This is a genomic window from Serratia sp. HNCC26DJ206, from assembly GCF_057180605.1.
Window position 1 is genome coordinate 1 of the sequence record NZ_JBXUGP010000016.1, and the last position, 16,468, is coordinate 16,468.

The window sequence follows — 16,468 nt, forward strand, 5'->3', positions numbered from 1 at the left end:
CTACCGTCTGCGTGGCGTGAGCACCTCGCTGGAAGGCGGCTATCCGATTGAAATCTATCACGGTGAGGAGAATCAAACCTATATCACGCCGCAGGCGCAGTTGACCCTGAACGGGGCGAAGATGAGCGACCTGCAAAACAACGGCTCTCTGGTGCAGCAGAGCGGCAATAACAATCTGCAGACCCGTCTGGGGGCCAAACTGTCGAACGACACGCTGATGGGGAAAGACACGTCACGCATTCTGACCACCTATCTGGACCTGAACTGGATCCAGAACACCCGCCTGCCTGGGGTGAGTTCGGATGGTCTGGGAGTCCAGCAGACCGGCAGTCGCCATCTGGTTGAAGTGAAAGTGGGTGCGGAAGGCAAACTGAGTAATAATTTCAGCGTGTGGGGTAACCTGACCCAGCAGATAGGGCAGAAAGGGTACGATGACAAGGCGGCGATGCTGGGGGTGAAATACAGCTTCTAATCGCAGTAAGAGGGTAAGAAAACGCTGGCTGCCGGTTCGGGCAGCCAGCGGCTAAAAGGGATAATGCCCCAAGTCGAATTAAGAGTTTGGCTTGGGGCATTATCCCTTTATCTCAATAATGATTTGAAGATTGGGGCACCAGACCGGATTATTGCTGCTGAGCCAGTTTATTACTGTCACAACCGGTGCTCTTGCACTCACGCTCCACGCTTTTCAGGAAATTAATCCGGCTCTGCATGGTTTTGTTTGAGCAATCGAGGAACAGACGCGCGCCGTCGCTGCATTCGTTATCCCGGCTTTGTAGCCACTGAACCTGCGATTGCTTCAAGGTCTGCTTTTGTTGCTGATTCAGCAAACCCATCACTTTCTTGTATTGCACATTCAGTTCCTGATCCAACTGAACCATTTCCAGTGACGCACAGTAGGTTCTGTCATAAGCATTACGTGGGTTGTCGCATCCGCCCGCCAGCGCGGCGGCGGAGACTAACAGCAGTGAACATCCCAGAATTGTTTGTTTAATCACGTTGCACTTCTCCTTGTTTTGTCTTGATCCGCGCACACAGTAAACCAATGCTGTGCATTGGAATAGCTTGAAAAATTATCAGTGAATAGTGGTTCGCATAAAAAAGCCCTCTTTACTGCTAAAGAGGGCTGGGTAAGTGGGGGGCAATCAGGCTTCGGTTTCAGCCGCCACCTTTTGCTTGTCGGAGTTCATACAGCTGTAAATAACCGGCAGCACCAATAGCGTCAGCACTGTCGCAAAGCCCAGGCCGAACATGATGACCACCGCCATGCTTTGGAAGAAGGCGTCGCTAAGCAGCGGTGCCAGGCCGAGCACGGTGGTAAAGGCGGTCAGCAGGATCGGGCGTAAACGCGAAGTAGAGGCATCAATAATCGCTTCCAGCATCGGTTTCTCCTGGCGTTGCAGGCCGATCTCTTCCACCAGCACAATACCGTTACGAATCAACATGCCGCTCAAGCTCAGCAGGCCGATCAGCGCCATAAAGCCAAACGGGATACCGGTGAGCAGGAAGCCCAGCGTGACCCCAATCAGCGCCAGTGGGATCGTCAGCCAAATCGCCACGGCGTTTTTCAGCGAACTGAACATCAGCACGGTGATAATGAACATGATCACAAAGGCGACCGGCAGGCTGGTAAACAGCCCGGCCTGCGCCTCTTTGGTGCTTTCATAGTCGCCGCCCCATTCCAGTTTATAGCCGCGTGGCAGTGTGATAGCGTCAATCCCCGGCTTAATACGTTGCAGCAACTCTGCGGAGGTTTCACCGCTTTGGGTGCTTGGATCGGCCTGCACCGTCAAAGTCCGCTTGCGATCCAAACGCATAATTAATGGATCTTCCCATTCGGTTTTAAAGCCGCTGACCACGTTATCGATAGGAATAAACGCCTGTCTTGCCTGGCTCCAGATCATCACGTCGTTCAGCCGTTCGGCATTCAGCCGTTCAGAATCTGGCGTTCTCAGCACAATCGGCATCAGCCGGGTTCCATCGCGATAAAGCCCGACCGTGACGCCGCCGAAACTCATACGCAACGCGCTGTCGATTTCGCGTTTATCCACCCCCAGTTCACGGCCAAGATAGTCGGAGAATTGCGGGCGAATCACCTTGCTGCGCTCTTGCCAGTCATGCATCACGCCATCGGCATTCGGATCTGAACTGGCGACTTTCTCTGCTTTGGCCGCGAGCGTGCGCAGCACGTTCGGATCCGGCCCAATAAAGCGTGCTTCGATCGAGCTGTTGTTGGAGGGGCCGAACATAATGCGTTTGGCCTGTGCGTTGACCTGCGGGTAGTTCTCGCGCACATAGGCTTCTATTTGGCCGATCATGCCCGGGATCTGGTTCAGCTGTTTGGCCCTCACCATCACCTGCGCATAGTTGGAATATTGCCGCTGTGCGTTATAGGTGAGCATAAAACGCATCGCACCCTGACCAACGGTGACCATGGTATCGCTGACGGTTGGTTGCTCCTTGATGTGCTGTTCGATCTGAGCGGCGATCTTCTCGGTATAGGCGATATCGGTACCATACGGCAGCCAGATATCGACAAAGAAGATCGGCGTGTTGGAGGGCGGGAAAAAGCTCTGGCGTACGCTGCCAAAACCGATCACCGAAGCCACCATCAGCGCTGCCAGCACTGCCAGGGTAATGGCACGCTGGCTCAGCAGTTTGCTCAGCAGGTTGCGATAGACGCGGAACAACCAGCCATCGTAAGGGTTTTTGGCCGATTCACCCTCTTTGGGTTCGGCGATTTTCTGCTTTTCAAACGCCCACTTGGTGAACACCGGCGTCAGCGTTAGTGCGGTAAACCAGCTCAGCATCAGTGAGATCAACAGCACCTGGAACAGCGACTTACAGTATTCCCCGGTCGCGTCGTTGGACAACCCGATCGGTGCAAACGCCAGAATGGCAATGATGGTGGCTCCCAGCAGTGGGAACATGGTGCGTTTCACCACATTGCTGATGGCTTGCAGGGTGCTTTCGCGCTGTTGCCGCCCCACCAGCACGCCTTCGACAATCACAATGGCGTTATCCACCAGCATGCTCAGGGCGATCACCAATGCCCCGAGTGACACCCGCTGTAGCTCGATGTTGAACAGCTTCATGATCAACAGCGTGCCCAACACGTTCAGCGCCAGCGAAGCGGCAATCACCAAACCGCTGCGCACCCCCATGAAAATCAGCAGGGTACCGACCACGATCAGCAGTGCCAGCAGGAAGTTCATGATAAAGCCGTTTACCGCCCCTTCCACCTCATGGGACTGATCGTAGAAGACGCTGATATCCATCCCCGCCGGGCGTTCGGCCTGCAACTGGGCTAAACGGGCTTTGACTGCTTCCCCCACCACGATCACGTTAACGTTCGGCGTAAAAGAGACGCCGATAGACAGCGCAGGCTGGCCGTTAGCACGGTAAATATTGTTAGGTGAGTGGGTGAACCCCTGAGTGATCGTCGCGATATCCCGCAGGTATACGCTCTTGGCGCTGCCCGGTTCACTGATCAGCAGGTTACCCAACTCCTGTACGTTGGAAAACTCCCCGGTTGGGTGCAGCCTGATGGATTCACTGCCGACCAGCAGATCCCCGGCGTTGGACACCACGTTCTGCCGGCTCAACAGATCGAACAACCGCTGCGGGATAATATTGGCGGCGGTCATCTGAGCGCGGGAGATTTCGATCTGCACCTCTTCCGGCACGATCCCGACAATCCCGACCTTACCGACGCCGGGAACCACTACCAGTTCACGGCGCAGCAGTTCGGCAAAGTTGCGCAGTTCCTGATTGCTGTAACCGGCACCATGCAGCGAGAAGAAGAAGCCATAGACGTCACCGAAATCATCATTGACGATCGGCGGGCTGGAACCCGGTGGTAAACGTACGGTGGCATCATTGATACGACGGCGCAGCACATCCCAGATTTGTGGCAGTTCTGCCGCACCATATTCAGCACGGATATTGACGGTGATTTGCGATAACCCCACGCTGGAAATAGAGGTCACGTTGTCGATATAGGGCAGTTGCTGGATGGCGTTTTCCAGCGGCAGGGTGACCTCCTCTTCAACCTGCTGAGCAGAGGCACCTTCGTAACGGGTGACCACCACCGCCGTTTTAATGGTAAAAGCCGGATCCTCCAGCCTGCCAATATTCAGAAAAGCAATCACACCGCCAATACCCAGAAGCAGGATCGCCAGCCAGATACGGGTGCCGTTGTTGATGAAGTTCTCTGTCAGTTTCATTACAGACCTCGCTCACGAACCCAGGCGCGCACTTCTTGATTTGGGCGCAATTCACGGGTGCCGGCTGCTACGATCCGTTCGCCATCGGCCAGACCGGAAACGATCTGAATGCCATTGGCGGTTAATTGCCCGGTTTCAACCTGGCGAGATTCAACAAAGAGTTTCCCATCCTTTTCTTTCACCACCCATACGTGTGGCTGATTACGCGGTGTATTATCCGGGTTAAATACCGCCTCTACGGGCACCACTACATTGCTGCTTGGCGCCGCGTTAGCCAGGTTACCGAGGTTTATTTTTACACTGCCGCTCACGCCGGAAAGCAGGGGCAAGTCTTGTGGGCGAGCCATGCTCAGCGTCATTTGAAAGGTCAAGGATCCTGACGTGGTGCTAGTGGTGTGTTCTTTATACTGAGCGGTAAATTCACGGCCAGGTAAATTATTCAGGATCACTCGAGGTTGGTATTTCGCATTATCCGCATCAATGAGGGTAAACAGGTTTTCAGGAATGCTGAAGATGACATCCAGTGAATCTAACGCGTTCAAGGTGGCGATAGGTTGACCTGCCGGGATCACCTGATAGTTGCGCACATTAACCGCAGCGATAATACCCGCGAAAGGCGCACGGACTTGCATGTCGCTCAGTTCTTCCTGCGCGAGTTTCAGCGCTGCCTGAGCGGAGTCGCGAGCGGCACGCTGCACGTCGAGTTCGGCACGTGGAATGACATTACGTGCGCTCAGTGTGGCGAAACGATTGAACTGGGCCTGTGCCAAATCGAAGGTGGCTTGGCGATCTTTGAGGCGCAATCGGGCATCATTGCTGTTAAGTTCAGCAATCAACTGCCCCTGTCTGACTCGTTCACCTTCACGAACCAGCAACTGTTGCAATTGACCGGGGCGTTTAAAGGCCAGATCGGTTCTATCACCGGCCACGATCCTGGCGGGGAAGATGCGCACGCCTTGCTGAGCATTGTTTACAACATCAAAAATGCTGACCGGACGCACGTTTTCGTTATTTTCAGGCGTCCCTCGGTCACAGGCGGAAAGGAACAGTGTGAAAAGCACAACGGCAACAAGTTTTATATTCACGATGCAATCTCTTTGGATCAGATTTTAAGGGAGCGATGAACCCACAGGCGCTGTGGTTTATCGCTCGTCTGGGCCTGCTCCGGCCCTCTATTCACGCCCGCAATGGCGAGAATATAAACGACTCGTGGCATCTGTTTGGATGGGCAACAGGCAACGAGTTAAACTTTCAAAAAGGTACAACCACACCATAGATCATCAGGGAACCTAAACGACAGGCGGATCACCTAGCTACCATCCCGCCGCCTCCAGCACTCAGAGCCAACAACTTCACCGACTTTATCCTCCTCTTTATGCTACTGAATTTGTCTATTGCTCTTACGAGAGTAGGTCATAACTCCGTAGGGCGACAGGGCAAATCTATTATTTCCATGGCTCTGTTACGGCACTCTGGGGCGCAATCGTTTCCTTGAGTTTCAATCACTCGCGGCTTTTACAAGTTTAGTGCGCCTGCAACCATTGAGATGAAATTATCTTTATCAGGTTACAATTTCATGCTGCTCAGACCCATGCTGCCGGGAAGTGAGAACGCCTGTGGTATGGTGATGCATTCACAGGAACGAGTGACACCTTGGTTGCCCTCACGATTGATCTGAGATTTGTCCACTTAATGAAAGGACTGAGGCCGATATCAAGTTGAGATTTTTCTTAACTGGCAGGGGGCTTACATATGTGCCGCTTTTGCTGTTTGAATACACCTACTTAATGGATAGGCTTTCTTCAGTAGTTTCAGGTATCGATGCTGCAAGAAGGTAAGTGCCATCCGCTGAAAGTCCCGACAGGTACGTTCTCAGATTTCCTTTAATATTTTAGCAATATCACTGCCGATAGATTTTATTTATAAGAAATATCCTGTAATTATATTTTGTAATTTTTTAGCTAATTAAATGGTGTTAGACAATACAAAGGATTTAAACTAAGAAAATACGAGAAATATCCTGTATTAATAATTAAACAGTTTATGAACAGGGTGTTATCTGCGAGAAAAATTGTATTGATCTGACTTAGGCGTCACGCTATCCTTATCCCCGCTGTAGATGGAACGTAAATAACCCCCTTAATCCTACGCTTTAATAAAGGCATTCTATTGTGCCTTTATATCAAGCGTAGATTTGTTCTATCATAATGATGGACAATGCTAGGGTTGGTTTTATTTCACTTTTATATAAGGATGATGTTGTGAAAAAGATTAATTTGTTCGAAGCTAATTCAATCGTTGGCGGTACTTGCAAAACTTGTAGCGTTCAGTACGTCAGAGAGTCACTCGAAGTTTGTAACGCAGTAACAACTTGCGTAGACAAAAATGGCAAAGTTGTAAGCTCTGATTCTGCACCTACTGATGTTGCCAACTGTGGTGCAATCATCCCAGGCTAATTACTAGGTTAATCTTCCTGTATTTCAGGATGTAATTTCAGTGCTGATGTGACGTGTTTTTTTCGCATCAGCCTGTTTAGGTAATGTGCTTTTTTTAACAGGGATGTAATTGCTGCTAGTGTTATCAGTGGCGCAAGCGTGCTGAAAAAGACAATAACTGTCCCTCCTGTTATAAGAGTTAATTAATATGTCTTCTTAGGACGTACCGTCTATGTTTAAAAAACCCCTGTATCTCATCGCCTACACTCTTTTTGTGATTGTAGTATCCTCTCTGATAACAACCGCTTATTTCCACTATTTTATTCTTAATCAGAATTCCGGTAATGGTGCAGAGCAGACTAGCCTGCATTCGGTTAGCGCCCAAGAGGTGCAAAACAGTCCTATCAAGGACGACAGCAGCATCGTCGAGTTATTCTCCTACGCTTGTCATTATTGTTCAATCAATGAAGAAAATGTTGATAAATTAGACGCGCGTATGCCGCAGGGTTCCAAGCTGATCCGCCTGCACGTCAATGGCGATCGGATGGGCGCATTCTCGAACACGGCACCGTTGTTTGCCACGCTCACCGTGATGGGTATTGAGCCGAAATACCGTGAAAGTGCCTATAAAGCCGTTATCAAAGATAAAATTGACCTGAGCAACTCACAGAATCGCGATCGCTGGTTGCAAGACAACGGTATTGATCTGGCCGCCTACACCAAAGCCAGTCAGTCACAGCAAGTTAAAGATCTGCTGAATTATATGACTGACGTCGCTAAGTATTACAAAATCAATGCAACACCGACGTTTATTGTGAATAAAAAATGGTTGGCACAGCAGGATCGGGAATTCCCTGAGTTTATCGATAACCTGCTGTCGTTGTTGCAACATGACAAACCGCTGGAGCAATAATGCGCTTATTTGCCGTGTGGTTTTATTTGGCGTGGAGAAATTTTCTCACAACAATAGCGCGGAGTTTCAAGCCAATCCGCCGTGCGCACGGTAAGGTGATTTGTTGGATGCTGCGGTATGGCGATTACCGGTTGTTACTTGGGCTAGCGGCCGTGGGTCGCTGGCTGAAGTTGAGCGATCGGGGGGAGCGTCATCGTGCCTTTGTTGCTGCTGCCAATAAACAGTGTTTGCTCGATGACGAGCGTCAGGTTGATTTTGTCAAAATCAGTCAGCGCCGTCGCCTGTTGGAGCTGGCGGCCACCTTTGGCCAGAACTCACAGGTGATGGCTCAGCTAGAGCGCTGTAAAGCCGAGCTTAACGCGGTGGTTGAACCCTTACATCAGGCGGGGTCTCCGGTGGTATTGGCGCCGTTGCATATGGTGTCTGATGTGTTGGCCGGTATGGTGGGCGGTGCCGCCTATCCTGGCCAGGCCACGGTGATCGTCTCTGTTAGTGCCGAAATATACAATGAAAGAGCGCGGCAGCAGGGGGGGGTTAACCTGTCTTACTGCTCAATCCACGATGATAACCGCGCGATTGCCGGTAATTTGATGTCGGCGATGATGGAAGCGGCGGATCATCAGCGTAACATTATTATCTTCCCCGATATCACGCCGGACTATACCGTGAATACCAATGACGCGGAAACGGCGAAATTGCATTGTAAATTATTTAATCGCCCCGCTAATGTGCACAGTGGCGTTATTCGTATTGCCAGAGCGCTATCAGCGCAGGTGGTTTTTTATTATTTGTATTATGACAAAGAGATAAAAATTCATATTTATCCGCCGGTACCTGCGCGTCGTTTAAAAGCAGAGTTGCCTGATATTATTGAAGCATCAATCACCCGGCACCCGGAAGACTGGCTGCTTTGGCACTCACATTCGTTATTTTTTATCAATGAATAACCTGGAAATTTAAGAAGTCAGATCATGGAAAAGATAATCCCGACGCTGGTCTTTCAAGGCGAAACGAATGAATGTGGGTTGGCCTGTATCTCCATGATGGCCGAGACGCAGGGGATCAGTGCACCGCTGGAAAGCTTGCGCGAACGCTATCCGGCTTCACAGCACGGCACCTCGTTGGCCACGCTGTGTACCATTATGTCGGAATTGGCGATGCCTGCTTACCCGGTGGCATTTGAACATGATGAACTGGCCGAGTTACCGCTGCCAGCGATTCTGCATTACGGTGCCAGCCACTATGTCTTGCTGGCCTATCGTAAGGGGAATTACGTCTGCGTCATGAACCCGGCGATTGGTCAGCAACTGCTGCCGATAGAGTCTTTAAAGCGGGAAATCAGCGGCTATGCGCTGGTGTTGGACCGTGAGACGCAGGCCGATCCCCAGGCGCTGGCCAACGTGAAGCGCAGCACGCGTTCTCGCGCCATGGAGTGCATGAGCCTGAAAGAAACCGCCGGAATTCCCGGTATTTACCGGCTGATGGTGCTGGCGTTTCTGATTTCATTAACCTTGTTTATCATGCCGACGATGGTCAGCAGTGCCATCAATAAAGTGTTCTCCTCGGCGGGTGAAACCGATTTCCCGTATTTCTACTTCCTGCTGGCGTTTGTGGTGTCGACCACGCTGGCGTTTGCCGTGCGCTGGATCACCGAGCGGTTTATCAAACGTTTTGTGGTGGTAAACAGCGTGGCCGGTTTCTCGCGGTTACTCAGCAACTCATTGAACTTTTTCGATAAACGTGCGCCGGGTGAAGTGTTCAGCCGTTTTGCCAACTGGCAAATGGCTTCCGGGATCAAAATCGAGTTGGATAACGGCCTGCGGACGGACTGGATCATCGGTGCGATTGCCCTGTCGGTGATGTGTTACATGAGCCCGCTGTTGGCAATGGTGTCGGGCATTGGCGTCACGCTGATGGGCTTGGTCAGCGTCTGGGCGATCTATCGCGATCGTTTTTATACCCAGCAGATGCAGGTCAAAACGGCCGAGCAGAGCGACTTTATTCTGGAGAGTATCCAAGGTTTCTCCACCATTAAATCTGCCGGTCTGGACAGCCAGCGCAAGGGCCTGTTTGCCAAGTATGCCCTGTCATTATTTACCTGCCGTCAGCAGCAGAAAGTGTATGAACAGGTGAAAAGCAGTATGTATCAGATGATTGGCAGCCTGGAGATGGTGTGCTTTATGTTCCTGGCGCTGCCGCTGCTGAAAAACGGTACTATTACGTTGGGTGAGTTCTTTGCCTACAGCTTTGTGCGTGAGATTTTTACCTCGTACATCACCAAAATTTTCTATGCCATTCTGCAGAAAAACCAGCTTCACGTGATCGACACGCGTGCGCGCGATTTGTTCCCTGCGTTGCCTGAGCGTGATGAATCAGATGATACCGTTCCTGCTCCGATCCCGACGTTCACTTCACAACTGCGTTATCACAATATTGCTTTTGCCTATGATGCCCAACAGCCGGTGCTGAGGGATCTCTCGTTGTCGCTGAGACCCGGCCAAAGTATTGCCATTGTGGGTGAGTCAGGTGCGGGCAAAAGCACCTTGCTGAAAGTGATGACTGGCCTGATGCCTCCGCAGCAAGGGGAGGTGATTGTGGATGGCAAGCCGGTCGATTACCGTCAGGTCCATGCCCTGTTCTTCCTGCAAAGTCAGGAAGATATTCTGTTTAATGCTTCGGTACTGCAGAACATCACGCTGTTTGATGACCAGTTTGACGAGCATAAACATCGGCGCATTGAACACTCACTCAAGGGGTTGAACCTGACGCCGGTGGTGGAAAAACTGCCGGGTGGCCTGAATGCGTTGATACGCGAAAGTCATGCCGGGTTGTCATTAGGCCAGCGCCAGCGCCTGCTGTTGGCACGTGCGATGTATAGCGATCGTCCGGTTCTGGTGCTGGATGAGCCGACTGCCAATCTGGATGAAGAGACCGCACATCAGGTGATGGACACCCTGTTGGCGCACTGTCGTGAATACCATAAAACCCTGATCACCGTGACGCATAGCGAGAGTGTGCTGCCGATGTTTGACCGGGTCTACCGTATGTCAGGTGGCCACATAGAGAGTGTTGTTACAGAATTTGAACCCCAACCAGTTCTGACGACGGCGGTGTGCTGATGAAAACTATCGTGCCGAGCGTGGGTAAACGAAAAGTCCGTGGGATGCAACTGATTGGTTTGCTGGTGTTGGCGGTGCTGATTGGTACTGCGGTCTGGTATTTCACAGTACCCAAGCAGGCGCAGACGCTAAATACCGCAGTGGTGACACAGGGTAATATTGAGAAAACCGTGCTGGCTACCGGCATCCTGAAACCTTCATTGCAGGTGAGCGTCGGTGCACAGGTTAACGGGCAGTTGACCAAATTGTATGTGAAACAGGGCGATCGCGTTACCCGTGGGCAGTTGTTGGCGGAGATCGATCCTACGCTACAACAGAATGAATTACGCAAATCAGAAGCGGCACTGCAAAGTGCTCAGGCCCAGAAACAGGTCACTCAAGCGACACTGCGCCAATATCAGCAAGAGCTGAAGCGCCAGCTGAAGCTGGATCGTGATAGATCCGGTGTTAAAAGCGATCTTGAAAAGGCGCAGGCGCTGTTCCAGACCCAGGTAGCGCAGTTAAAGGTTAACGAGGCACAGATTGTGCAGGCTGAGATGGCTCTGGAAACCGCCAAGGCTAATCTGGGCTTTACCCGGATCGTGGCGCCGATCGACGGTGAAGTGCTGGGGATTGTCACCAAAGAAGGGCAAACCATTGTTTCGTCTCAGACCGTACCAACCATTCTGGTATTGGCCAATCTGGATACCATGACGGTTCACACTCGCATTTCTGAAACCGATATTCTGAAAGTGCGCGTGGGGCAACCCTTATGGTTTTACGTGGTGGCGGATCCCAAACAGCGTTATGACAGCGTGATGGGTTCGATTCAGGAAGCGCCGAATGATGCCCTACAGGAAAGTAACTTATCGGCCTCGACGAATCAGCAGCCTTCAGCGGTTTACTACAACGGTATTTTTGCGATTGCCAACCCCGAACGCGTGTTGCGTACTTCAATGACCGCACAGGTGTTTATTATCACCGAACAGGCGAAGAATGCCTTGCGCGTGCCGATTGCCGCATTGGGCGCGCAGCAAGAGAAAGGTCGTTACCAGGTACAGGTGATGGAGGATGATCAACCCATATCACGCTGGATCCGCGTAGGGACCAACGACGGCCAGTTTGCTGAAGTGACCGAGGGGCTGAAAGAGGGCGAACGCGTAGTGCTGCCACAACAGTCTGGCGGGGGCGTGGGCCATGGATGATCAGCGTTCGCCACTCATTGAGCTGCGCGGTATCTCACGCCACTTTATCTCCGGGCTACAGACGGTGGCAGTGTTGAAGGATATTTCGCTGACCATTCAGCGTGGCGAAATGGTGGCGATTATTGGTGCTTCCGGTTCGGGGAAATCCACGCTGATGAACATCATTGGCTGCCTGGACAAACCGACAGAAGGCGAGATGCGCATCAAGGGCATCTCAACGCAATTGGCCAGCAGTGAACAACTGGCGCAATTAAGAAGCCAGTACATCGGATTTATTTTTCAGCGCTATCACCTGATGCCGTATCTGAGTGCGGCAGAGAACGTCGCTATTCCGGCCTTGTACACGGCAATGCCATCAGCGGAACGGCAAACGCGCGCCGAATACTTGCTTACTCGGCTCGGGTTGCAGCAGCGTATGGAATACAAACCAGCGCAGCTTTCGGGTGGGCAACAGCAGAGAGTCAGTATTGCTCGTGCGCTGATGAACGGTGCTGAAATCATTCTGGCCGATGAACCTACCGGCGCGCTCGACAAGGCCAGTGGGCAGGAACTGATGGGGATCCTGCATTCGCTGCACCAGTCCGGCCACACCATTATTATTGTCACCCACGATCGCGACGTTGCCAGCCAGGCACAACGCATAATTGAAATCAGCGACGGTGAGATTATCGCCGACCGGCGCAATGAAACTATGCCACCGCTGGAAAACAAACCGGCGATACCGGTGGCGGTAGCTACCGGCCGCGCGCAGTTATGGCAGAGCGTCAAAGAGGCGGTCAAGATGGCTTGGCGTGCGCTGCTTGGGCATCGGGTGCGGGCTTTCCTGTCTATGCTGGGCATTATTATCGGCATTTCTTCCGTGGTCTCGTCCATGGCCGTCGGCGAAGGTGCCCGGCAAAGTATTCTCGATCAAATCAGCCAGCTTGGCACCAGCACGTTGGAGATCCGCCCAGGTTTGGGTTGGGATAAACCTCGTCCTGATTTTGCCCGTTCCCTGAAGCTTTCAGACGTTGAGCTGTTAGCGCGCCAACTCTACGTCGATAGCGTTTCCCCGGTGATCCGCAACTCCGTTACGGCCATCCGCGGCGGGAAAGAGGCCTTTGTATCGCTCTCTGGCGTCAGTGATGCCTATTTCCGCGTGCGTGGTCTGCGTTTCCTTTCCGGTAACGGCTTTACCCAGAGCGATCTGGAGGGGCGAGAGCCGGTGGTGATCATCGATCCCGATCTGCGCTCAACGCTGTTTGAAAGCGGTGAGAAGCCCGAAGGGCAAATTATCCAGCTTGCGGGCGCACCCTATCGGGTTGTCGGCGTCGCTGAGCCTAAAGGGGGAAAATTCAGCGGTATGATGTTGGGGGCGTGGATGCCCTACACCTCATTATTGGAACGGATGTCTGGCAGTATGCCGCTTGAATCGATCACCTTGCGTTTGCGTGACGGTTTCTCGCTGAGTGAAGCGCAAAAAGACGTGGAGCGGTTGCTGGAGCAGGCCCATGGGCAGCGTGACTTCTTCACTCAGACCAACGATCAGATGACGGAGACCATGCGCAAAGCGTCGGATTCGATGTCGCTGCTGATTACCGCCATTGCGGGCATTTCGCTGCTGGTGGGTGGCGTTGGCGTGATGAACATCATGCTGGTGTCGGTCACCGAGCGGACTCATGAGATCGGTATCCGCCTTTCCGTGGGCGCGCGCCCGGCTGACATTATGCGTCAGTTCCTGATTGAAGCCGTGGTGATCTGCTCGCTCGGCGGCATGATTGGCATCATTGGTTCCGGGATCGCCGGGGTGATTTTTGCCCAGGTCACGCAGCAATTCACCATGATCTTCACCTGGCCACCGATCGTGCTCGCCTGCGGGTTCTCGGCGCTGATTGGCTTAGGGTTCGGCTTTTTCCCTGCGCGCAACGCGGCGCGTCTTCACCCTACGGAGGCGCTGGCGCGCGAGTAATGATGAATAAAATTTCTCTAGCCATAACGATCTCACTGTTACTGACCGGCTGCGGCTCCCTGGTGAAAAGTGATTATCAACAGCCGATGCTGTCGGTGCCGAAACAGTGGCGGGTGCAAGACACTGGCTCTGGTTTTCTGCAGCAGACCGAGCACTGGTGGGATAATTTCAACGATCCGCAACTCTCGACGCTGATTGGCCGGGTGCTGACCAGCAACAACGATCTGGCGATTGCTGGCTTGCAGCTGCGGCAGGCGCGGTTGGCCGCCGGGTTGACTAATACCAATTTGACGCCGGATGTTACGGTGAATGGCAGCGCCAGCAACACCAAGAATCTGCGGGAAAACCGCGAGCCAGTGGAGTCTTACGGGGCTTCGGTTGGTCTGAGCTATGAGCTGGATCTGTGGGGGAAACTGGCGCGGGCGCGTGAACAGGCTGAATGGCAAGTTAAAGCGTCGGAGCAGGATCGGCAAAATACGGCGTTAACGCTGATTGGCACCACCGCACAGCTCTACTGGCAGATTGCCAACCTGAATCAGCAGATTGTGCATCAGCAAGCGGGTCTGGAGATTGGTAAGCAAACGCTGGAGATCGTCCAGTCACGCTACAGGGCTGGTGGTGCCGGGCAGATCGAGCTGTTGCAGGCACAGCAATCGCTGCTCGATCGTCAAAATCAATATCAGAACCTGCAACAGCAGCGTGAGGCGGCACGTAACGCCATGGCGATCCTGTTCAACCGTGCGCCGACCGATCGCCAGCCTGAGCGGGCTTCGTTGGATATGACGCAAAATGTCGCGATTGCTCAGACTTTACCGCTGGACGTGATCGCTCGCCGCCCGGATGTGCAGGGAGCAGAGGCTCGCTTGCGCGCTACCTTGGCCGGTTCCGACGTTGAACGCCTGAGTTTCTACCCTACGCTGTCGTTGAGCGCCACGTTAGGGGCGGGCAGTGCCATCTTCCAGCAGTGGTTCAGTAATCCGTACCGCACGCTGGGAGCTAACGCCGCGCTGCCCTTTATCCAGTGGAATAAAGTGCAATTGACCATCGAGAAGTCGGAGTTGGACGTTCAGCAGGCGGCGATTACGTTTCGTAGCAAGGTTTACAGTGCGCTGTCCGATGTGGATAACGCCATGACGCAGCGCCTGAGTTATCAGCAACAGCGCACTAATCAGCAACAGAATATGCAGCTTGCCGAACAGCGCTGGGCGTTGGCAAAGAGCCAATATGAGGCGGGGGCCGTCTCCTTCCAGACGTTACTGGATGCTGAAGACTCCCTGTTGACCAGCAAAATCAATCTGTCGCAACTGCAATACAACTATCTCAATTCCACCATGACGCTGTGGCTGGCATTGGGCGGCGGTGTGGAAAAAGACAATGATAGGAAAGGAATAAATCATGAATAAAGATGCTTTGCCACGTCGTGTGGTCGTTACCGGGTATGGCGCGGTCACCCCAATGGGGATGAGTGCGGAGCAAAGCTGGGCGTCAATGATGGATTACCAGCTAGGTTACCGTCGTTACGATAAATCCCATGCGGGCATCCAGTCCTGCTTTATGGGGCTGATTGACGACGAACCCAACCTGAAAGGGATCCCTGCGGCGATCCGTCGCCGTTTGCCGCGTTTTGCCCGCTTGGTGCTGGGTGCGGCGCGTGAAGCGATGGAGATGGCGTTTGATAGTGCGACTCCAGCAGATTATTACGACTTGCTGGATTGCGGCACCATCATCGGCAGCGGTTGGGCTGGTCAGGATGAAACACACAGCAACTATGAAGATTATCTGCGTACCGGATTGGGCTCGCCGTTTGGCTGTTTCCTGACCATGCCTAATGCGGCCACGGCGGCCTGTAGTCTCTATTGGGGCCTGCGTGGTTACCAGAACACCCCGATCGCCGCCTGTGCCACCGGTACTATCGCCATTGGTGATGCGTTTGAAGTGATCCGCAGCGGGCGGGCTTCCATGATGCTGGCCGGTGCGGGGGAATCGTTACGTACCGATGCCGCCGTTTGGAACATCGATATTTTGCGCGCGCTGGCGCGTGAACAGGAAGACATCAAAAAAGCCTGCTGCCCATTCAGCCTCGATCGCAACGGTTTCGTGCTGTCCGAAGGCGCTGCCGTATTGTGTCTGGAAGAGCGTGAAGCCGCATTGGCGCGGGGCGCGACCATTCTGGGTGAGATCAAAGGGTATGGTAACTATTCTGATGCCTTTGATTTCACCGCGCCTGCGGAAGACAAGATTGCCAGAGTAAAAACCATTCAGTATGCATTGAAACAGGCTGGCTTGGCCACTTCTGAGATCGATTACATCAATGCGCATGGCACCTCAACGCCGCTCAACGATCTGAACGAAACCGAGGCGATTAAACTGGCGCTGGGCGAAGCCGCCTATTCCACACCGATTTCCAGCACCAAGTCTTACTCTGGGCATCTGATTGCGGCAGCCGGTAGTTTTGAATCGATCATTTGCTTGCAGGCATTGAAGCATCAACTGATGCCGGCTACCTGCCACCTGAATAATCCCGATCCGGAATGTGACCTGGATTACATCAGTGAAGGACACCGCCCGGCCAAATTGCAGAACACGCTGAATCTGAGCTTTGGTTTTGGCGGCGCCAATGCGGCATTGGTGATCGGGCAGGAATGA

General features: G+C 52.9%; 12 protein-coding genes. 9 read left to right on the top strand and 3 right to left on the bottom strand.

All coding sequences use genetic code 11. The features are described from left to right. A partial coding sequence (locus AC2A1E_RS12135; RefSeq protein WP_484383955.1) for an autotransporter outer membrane beta-barrel domain-containing protein occupies positions 1-472 on the top strand: 472 nt, incomplete at its 5' end. Between the two features lie 148 nt (positions 473-620). On the opposite strand, the gene AC2A1E_RS12140 is transcribed toward AC2A1E_RS12135, so the two are convergent. From AC2A1E_RS12140 to AC2A1E_RS12150, 3 genes are all read right to left on the bottom strand, one after another. Further along, a complete protein-coding gene (locus tag AC2A1E_RS12140; RefSeq protein ID WP_484383956.1) occupies positions 621-995 on the bottom strand; it encodes a lysozyme inhibitor LprI family protein in 375 nt (124 codons plus the stop codon). A gap of 147 nt (positions 996-1,142) precedes the next feature. Continuing rightward, on the bottom strand, positions 1,143-4,223 hold the full coding sequence (locus tag AC2A1E_RS12145; RefSeq protein ID WP_484383957.1) for an efflux RND transporter permease subunit: 3,081 nt from the start codon (positions 4,221-4,223) through the stop codon (positions 1,143-1,145). Further along, positions 4,223-5,308, bottom strand: a complete 1,086-nt coding sequence (locus tag AC2A1E_RS12150) for an efflux RND transporter periplasmic adaptor subunit (protein WP_484383958.1) — start codon at positions 5,306-5,308, stop codon at positions 4,223-4,225. The genes AC2A1E_RS12145 and AC2A1E_RS12150 overlap by 1 nt, the downstream gene beginning before the upstream one ends. A gap of 1,125 nt (positions 5,309-6,433) precedes the next feature. Between AC2A1E_RS12150 and AC2A1E_RS12155 the strand changes: the two genes are divergently transcribed. The 8 genes from AC2A1E_RS12155 (at position 6,434) to AC2A1E_RS12190 (ending at position 16,468) form a co-directional block, all read left to right on the top strand. Next, positions 6,434-6,679 (top strand): DUF4762 family protein, encoded by a 246-nt coding sequence (locus AC2A1E_RS12155; RefSeq protein WP_484384034.1) that lies wholly within the window; start codon positions 6,434-6,436, stop codon positions 6,677-6,679. 211 nt (positions 6,680-6,890) lie between these two features. Beyond that, positions 6,891-7,571 (top strand): DsbA family protein, encoded by a 681-nt coding sequence (locus AC2A1E_RS12160; protein WP_484383959.1) that lies wholly within the window; start codon positions 6,891-6,893, stop codon positions 7,569-7,571. Beyond that, the gene (locus AC2A1E_RS12165) at positions 7,571-8,518 is read left to right on the top strand and encodes a lysophospholipid acyltransferase family protein (RefSeq protein WP_484383960.1); all 948 of its coding nucleotides are present in this window, start codon (positions 7,571-7,573) and stop codon (positions 8,516-8,518) included. The genes AC2A1E_RS12160 and AC2A1E_RS12165 overlap by 1 nt, the downstream gene beginning before the upstream one ends. A 24-nt stretch (positions 8,519-8,542) precedes the next feature. Further along, positions 8,543-10,690 (top strand): peptidase domain-containing ABC transporter, encoded by a 2,148-nt coding sequence (locus AC2A1E_RS12170; RefSeq protein WP_484383961.1) that lies wholly within the window; start codon positions 8,543-8,545, stop codon positions 10,688-10,690. Next, positions 10,690-11,874 carry an efflux RND transporter periplasmic adaptor subunit gene (locus AC2A1E_RS12175; RefSeq protein WP_484383962.1) on the top strand — a complete coding sequence of 395 codons (1,185 nt, stop codon included), beginning with the start codon at positions 10,690-10,692 and terminating at the stop codon, positions 11,872-11,874. The genes AC2A1E_RS12170 and AC2A1E_RS12175 overlap by 1 nt, the downstream gene beginning before the upstream one ends. Further along, positions 11,867-13,822 carry an ABC transporter permease gene (locus AC2A1E_RS12180; protein ID WP_484383963.1) on the top strand — a complete coding sequence of 652 codons (1,956 nt, stop codon included), beginning with the start codon at positions 11,867-11,869 and terminating at the stop codon, positions 13,820-13,822. Before AC2A1E_RS12175 ends, AC2A1E_RS12180 begins: the two co-directional genes overlap by 8 nt. After that, positions 13,822-15,225 (top strand): efflux transporter outer membrane subunit, encoded by a 1,404-nt coding sequence (locus AC2A1E_RS12185; RefSeq protein WP_484383964.1) that lies wholly within the window; start codon positions 13,822-13,824, stop codon positions 15,223-15,225. Before AC2A1E_RS12180 ends, AC2A1E_RS12185 begins: the two co-directional genes overlap by 1 nt. Then, positions 15,218-16,468: a beta-ketoacyl-[acyl-carrier-protein] synthase family protein gene (locus AC2A1E_RS12190; RefSeq protein WP_484383965.1), complete on the top strand. Its 1,251-nt coding sequence runs from the start codon at positions 15,218-15,220 to the stop codon at positions 16,466-16,468. Before AC2A1E_RS12185 ends, AC2A1E_RS12190 begins: the two co-directional genes overlap by 8 nt.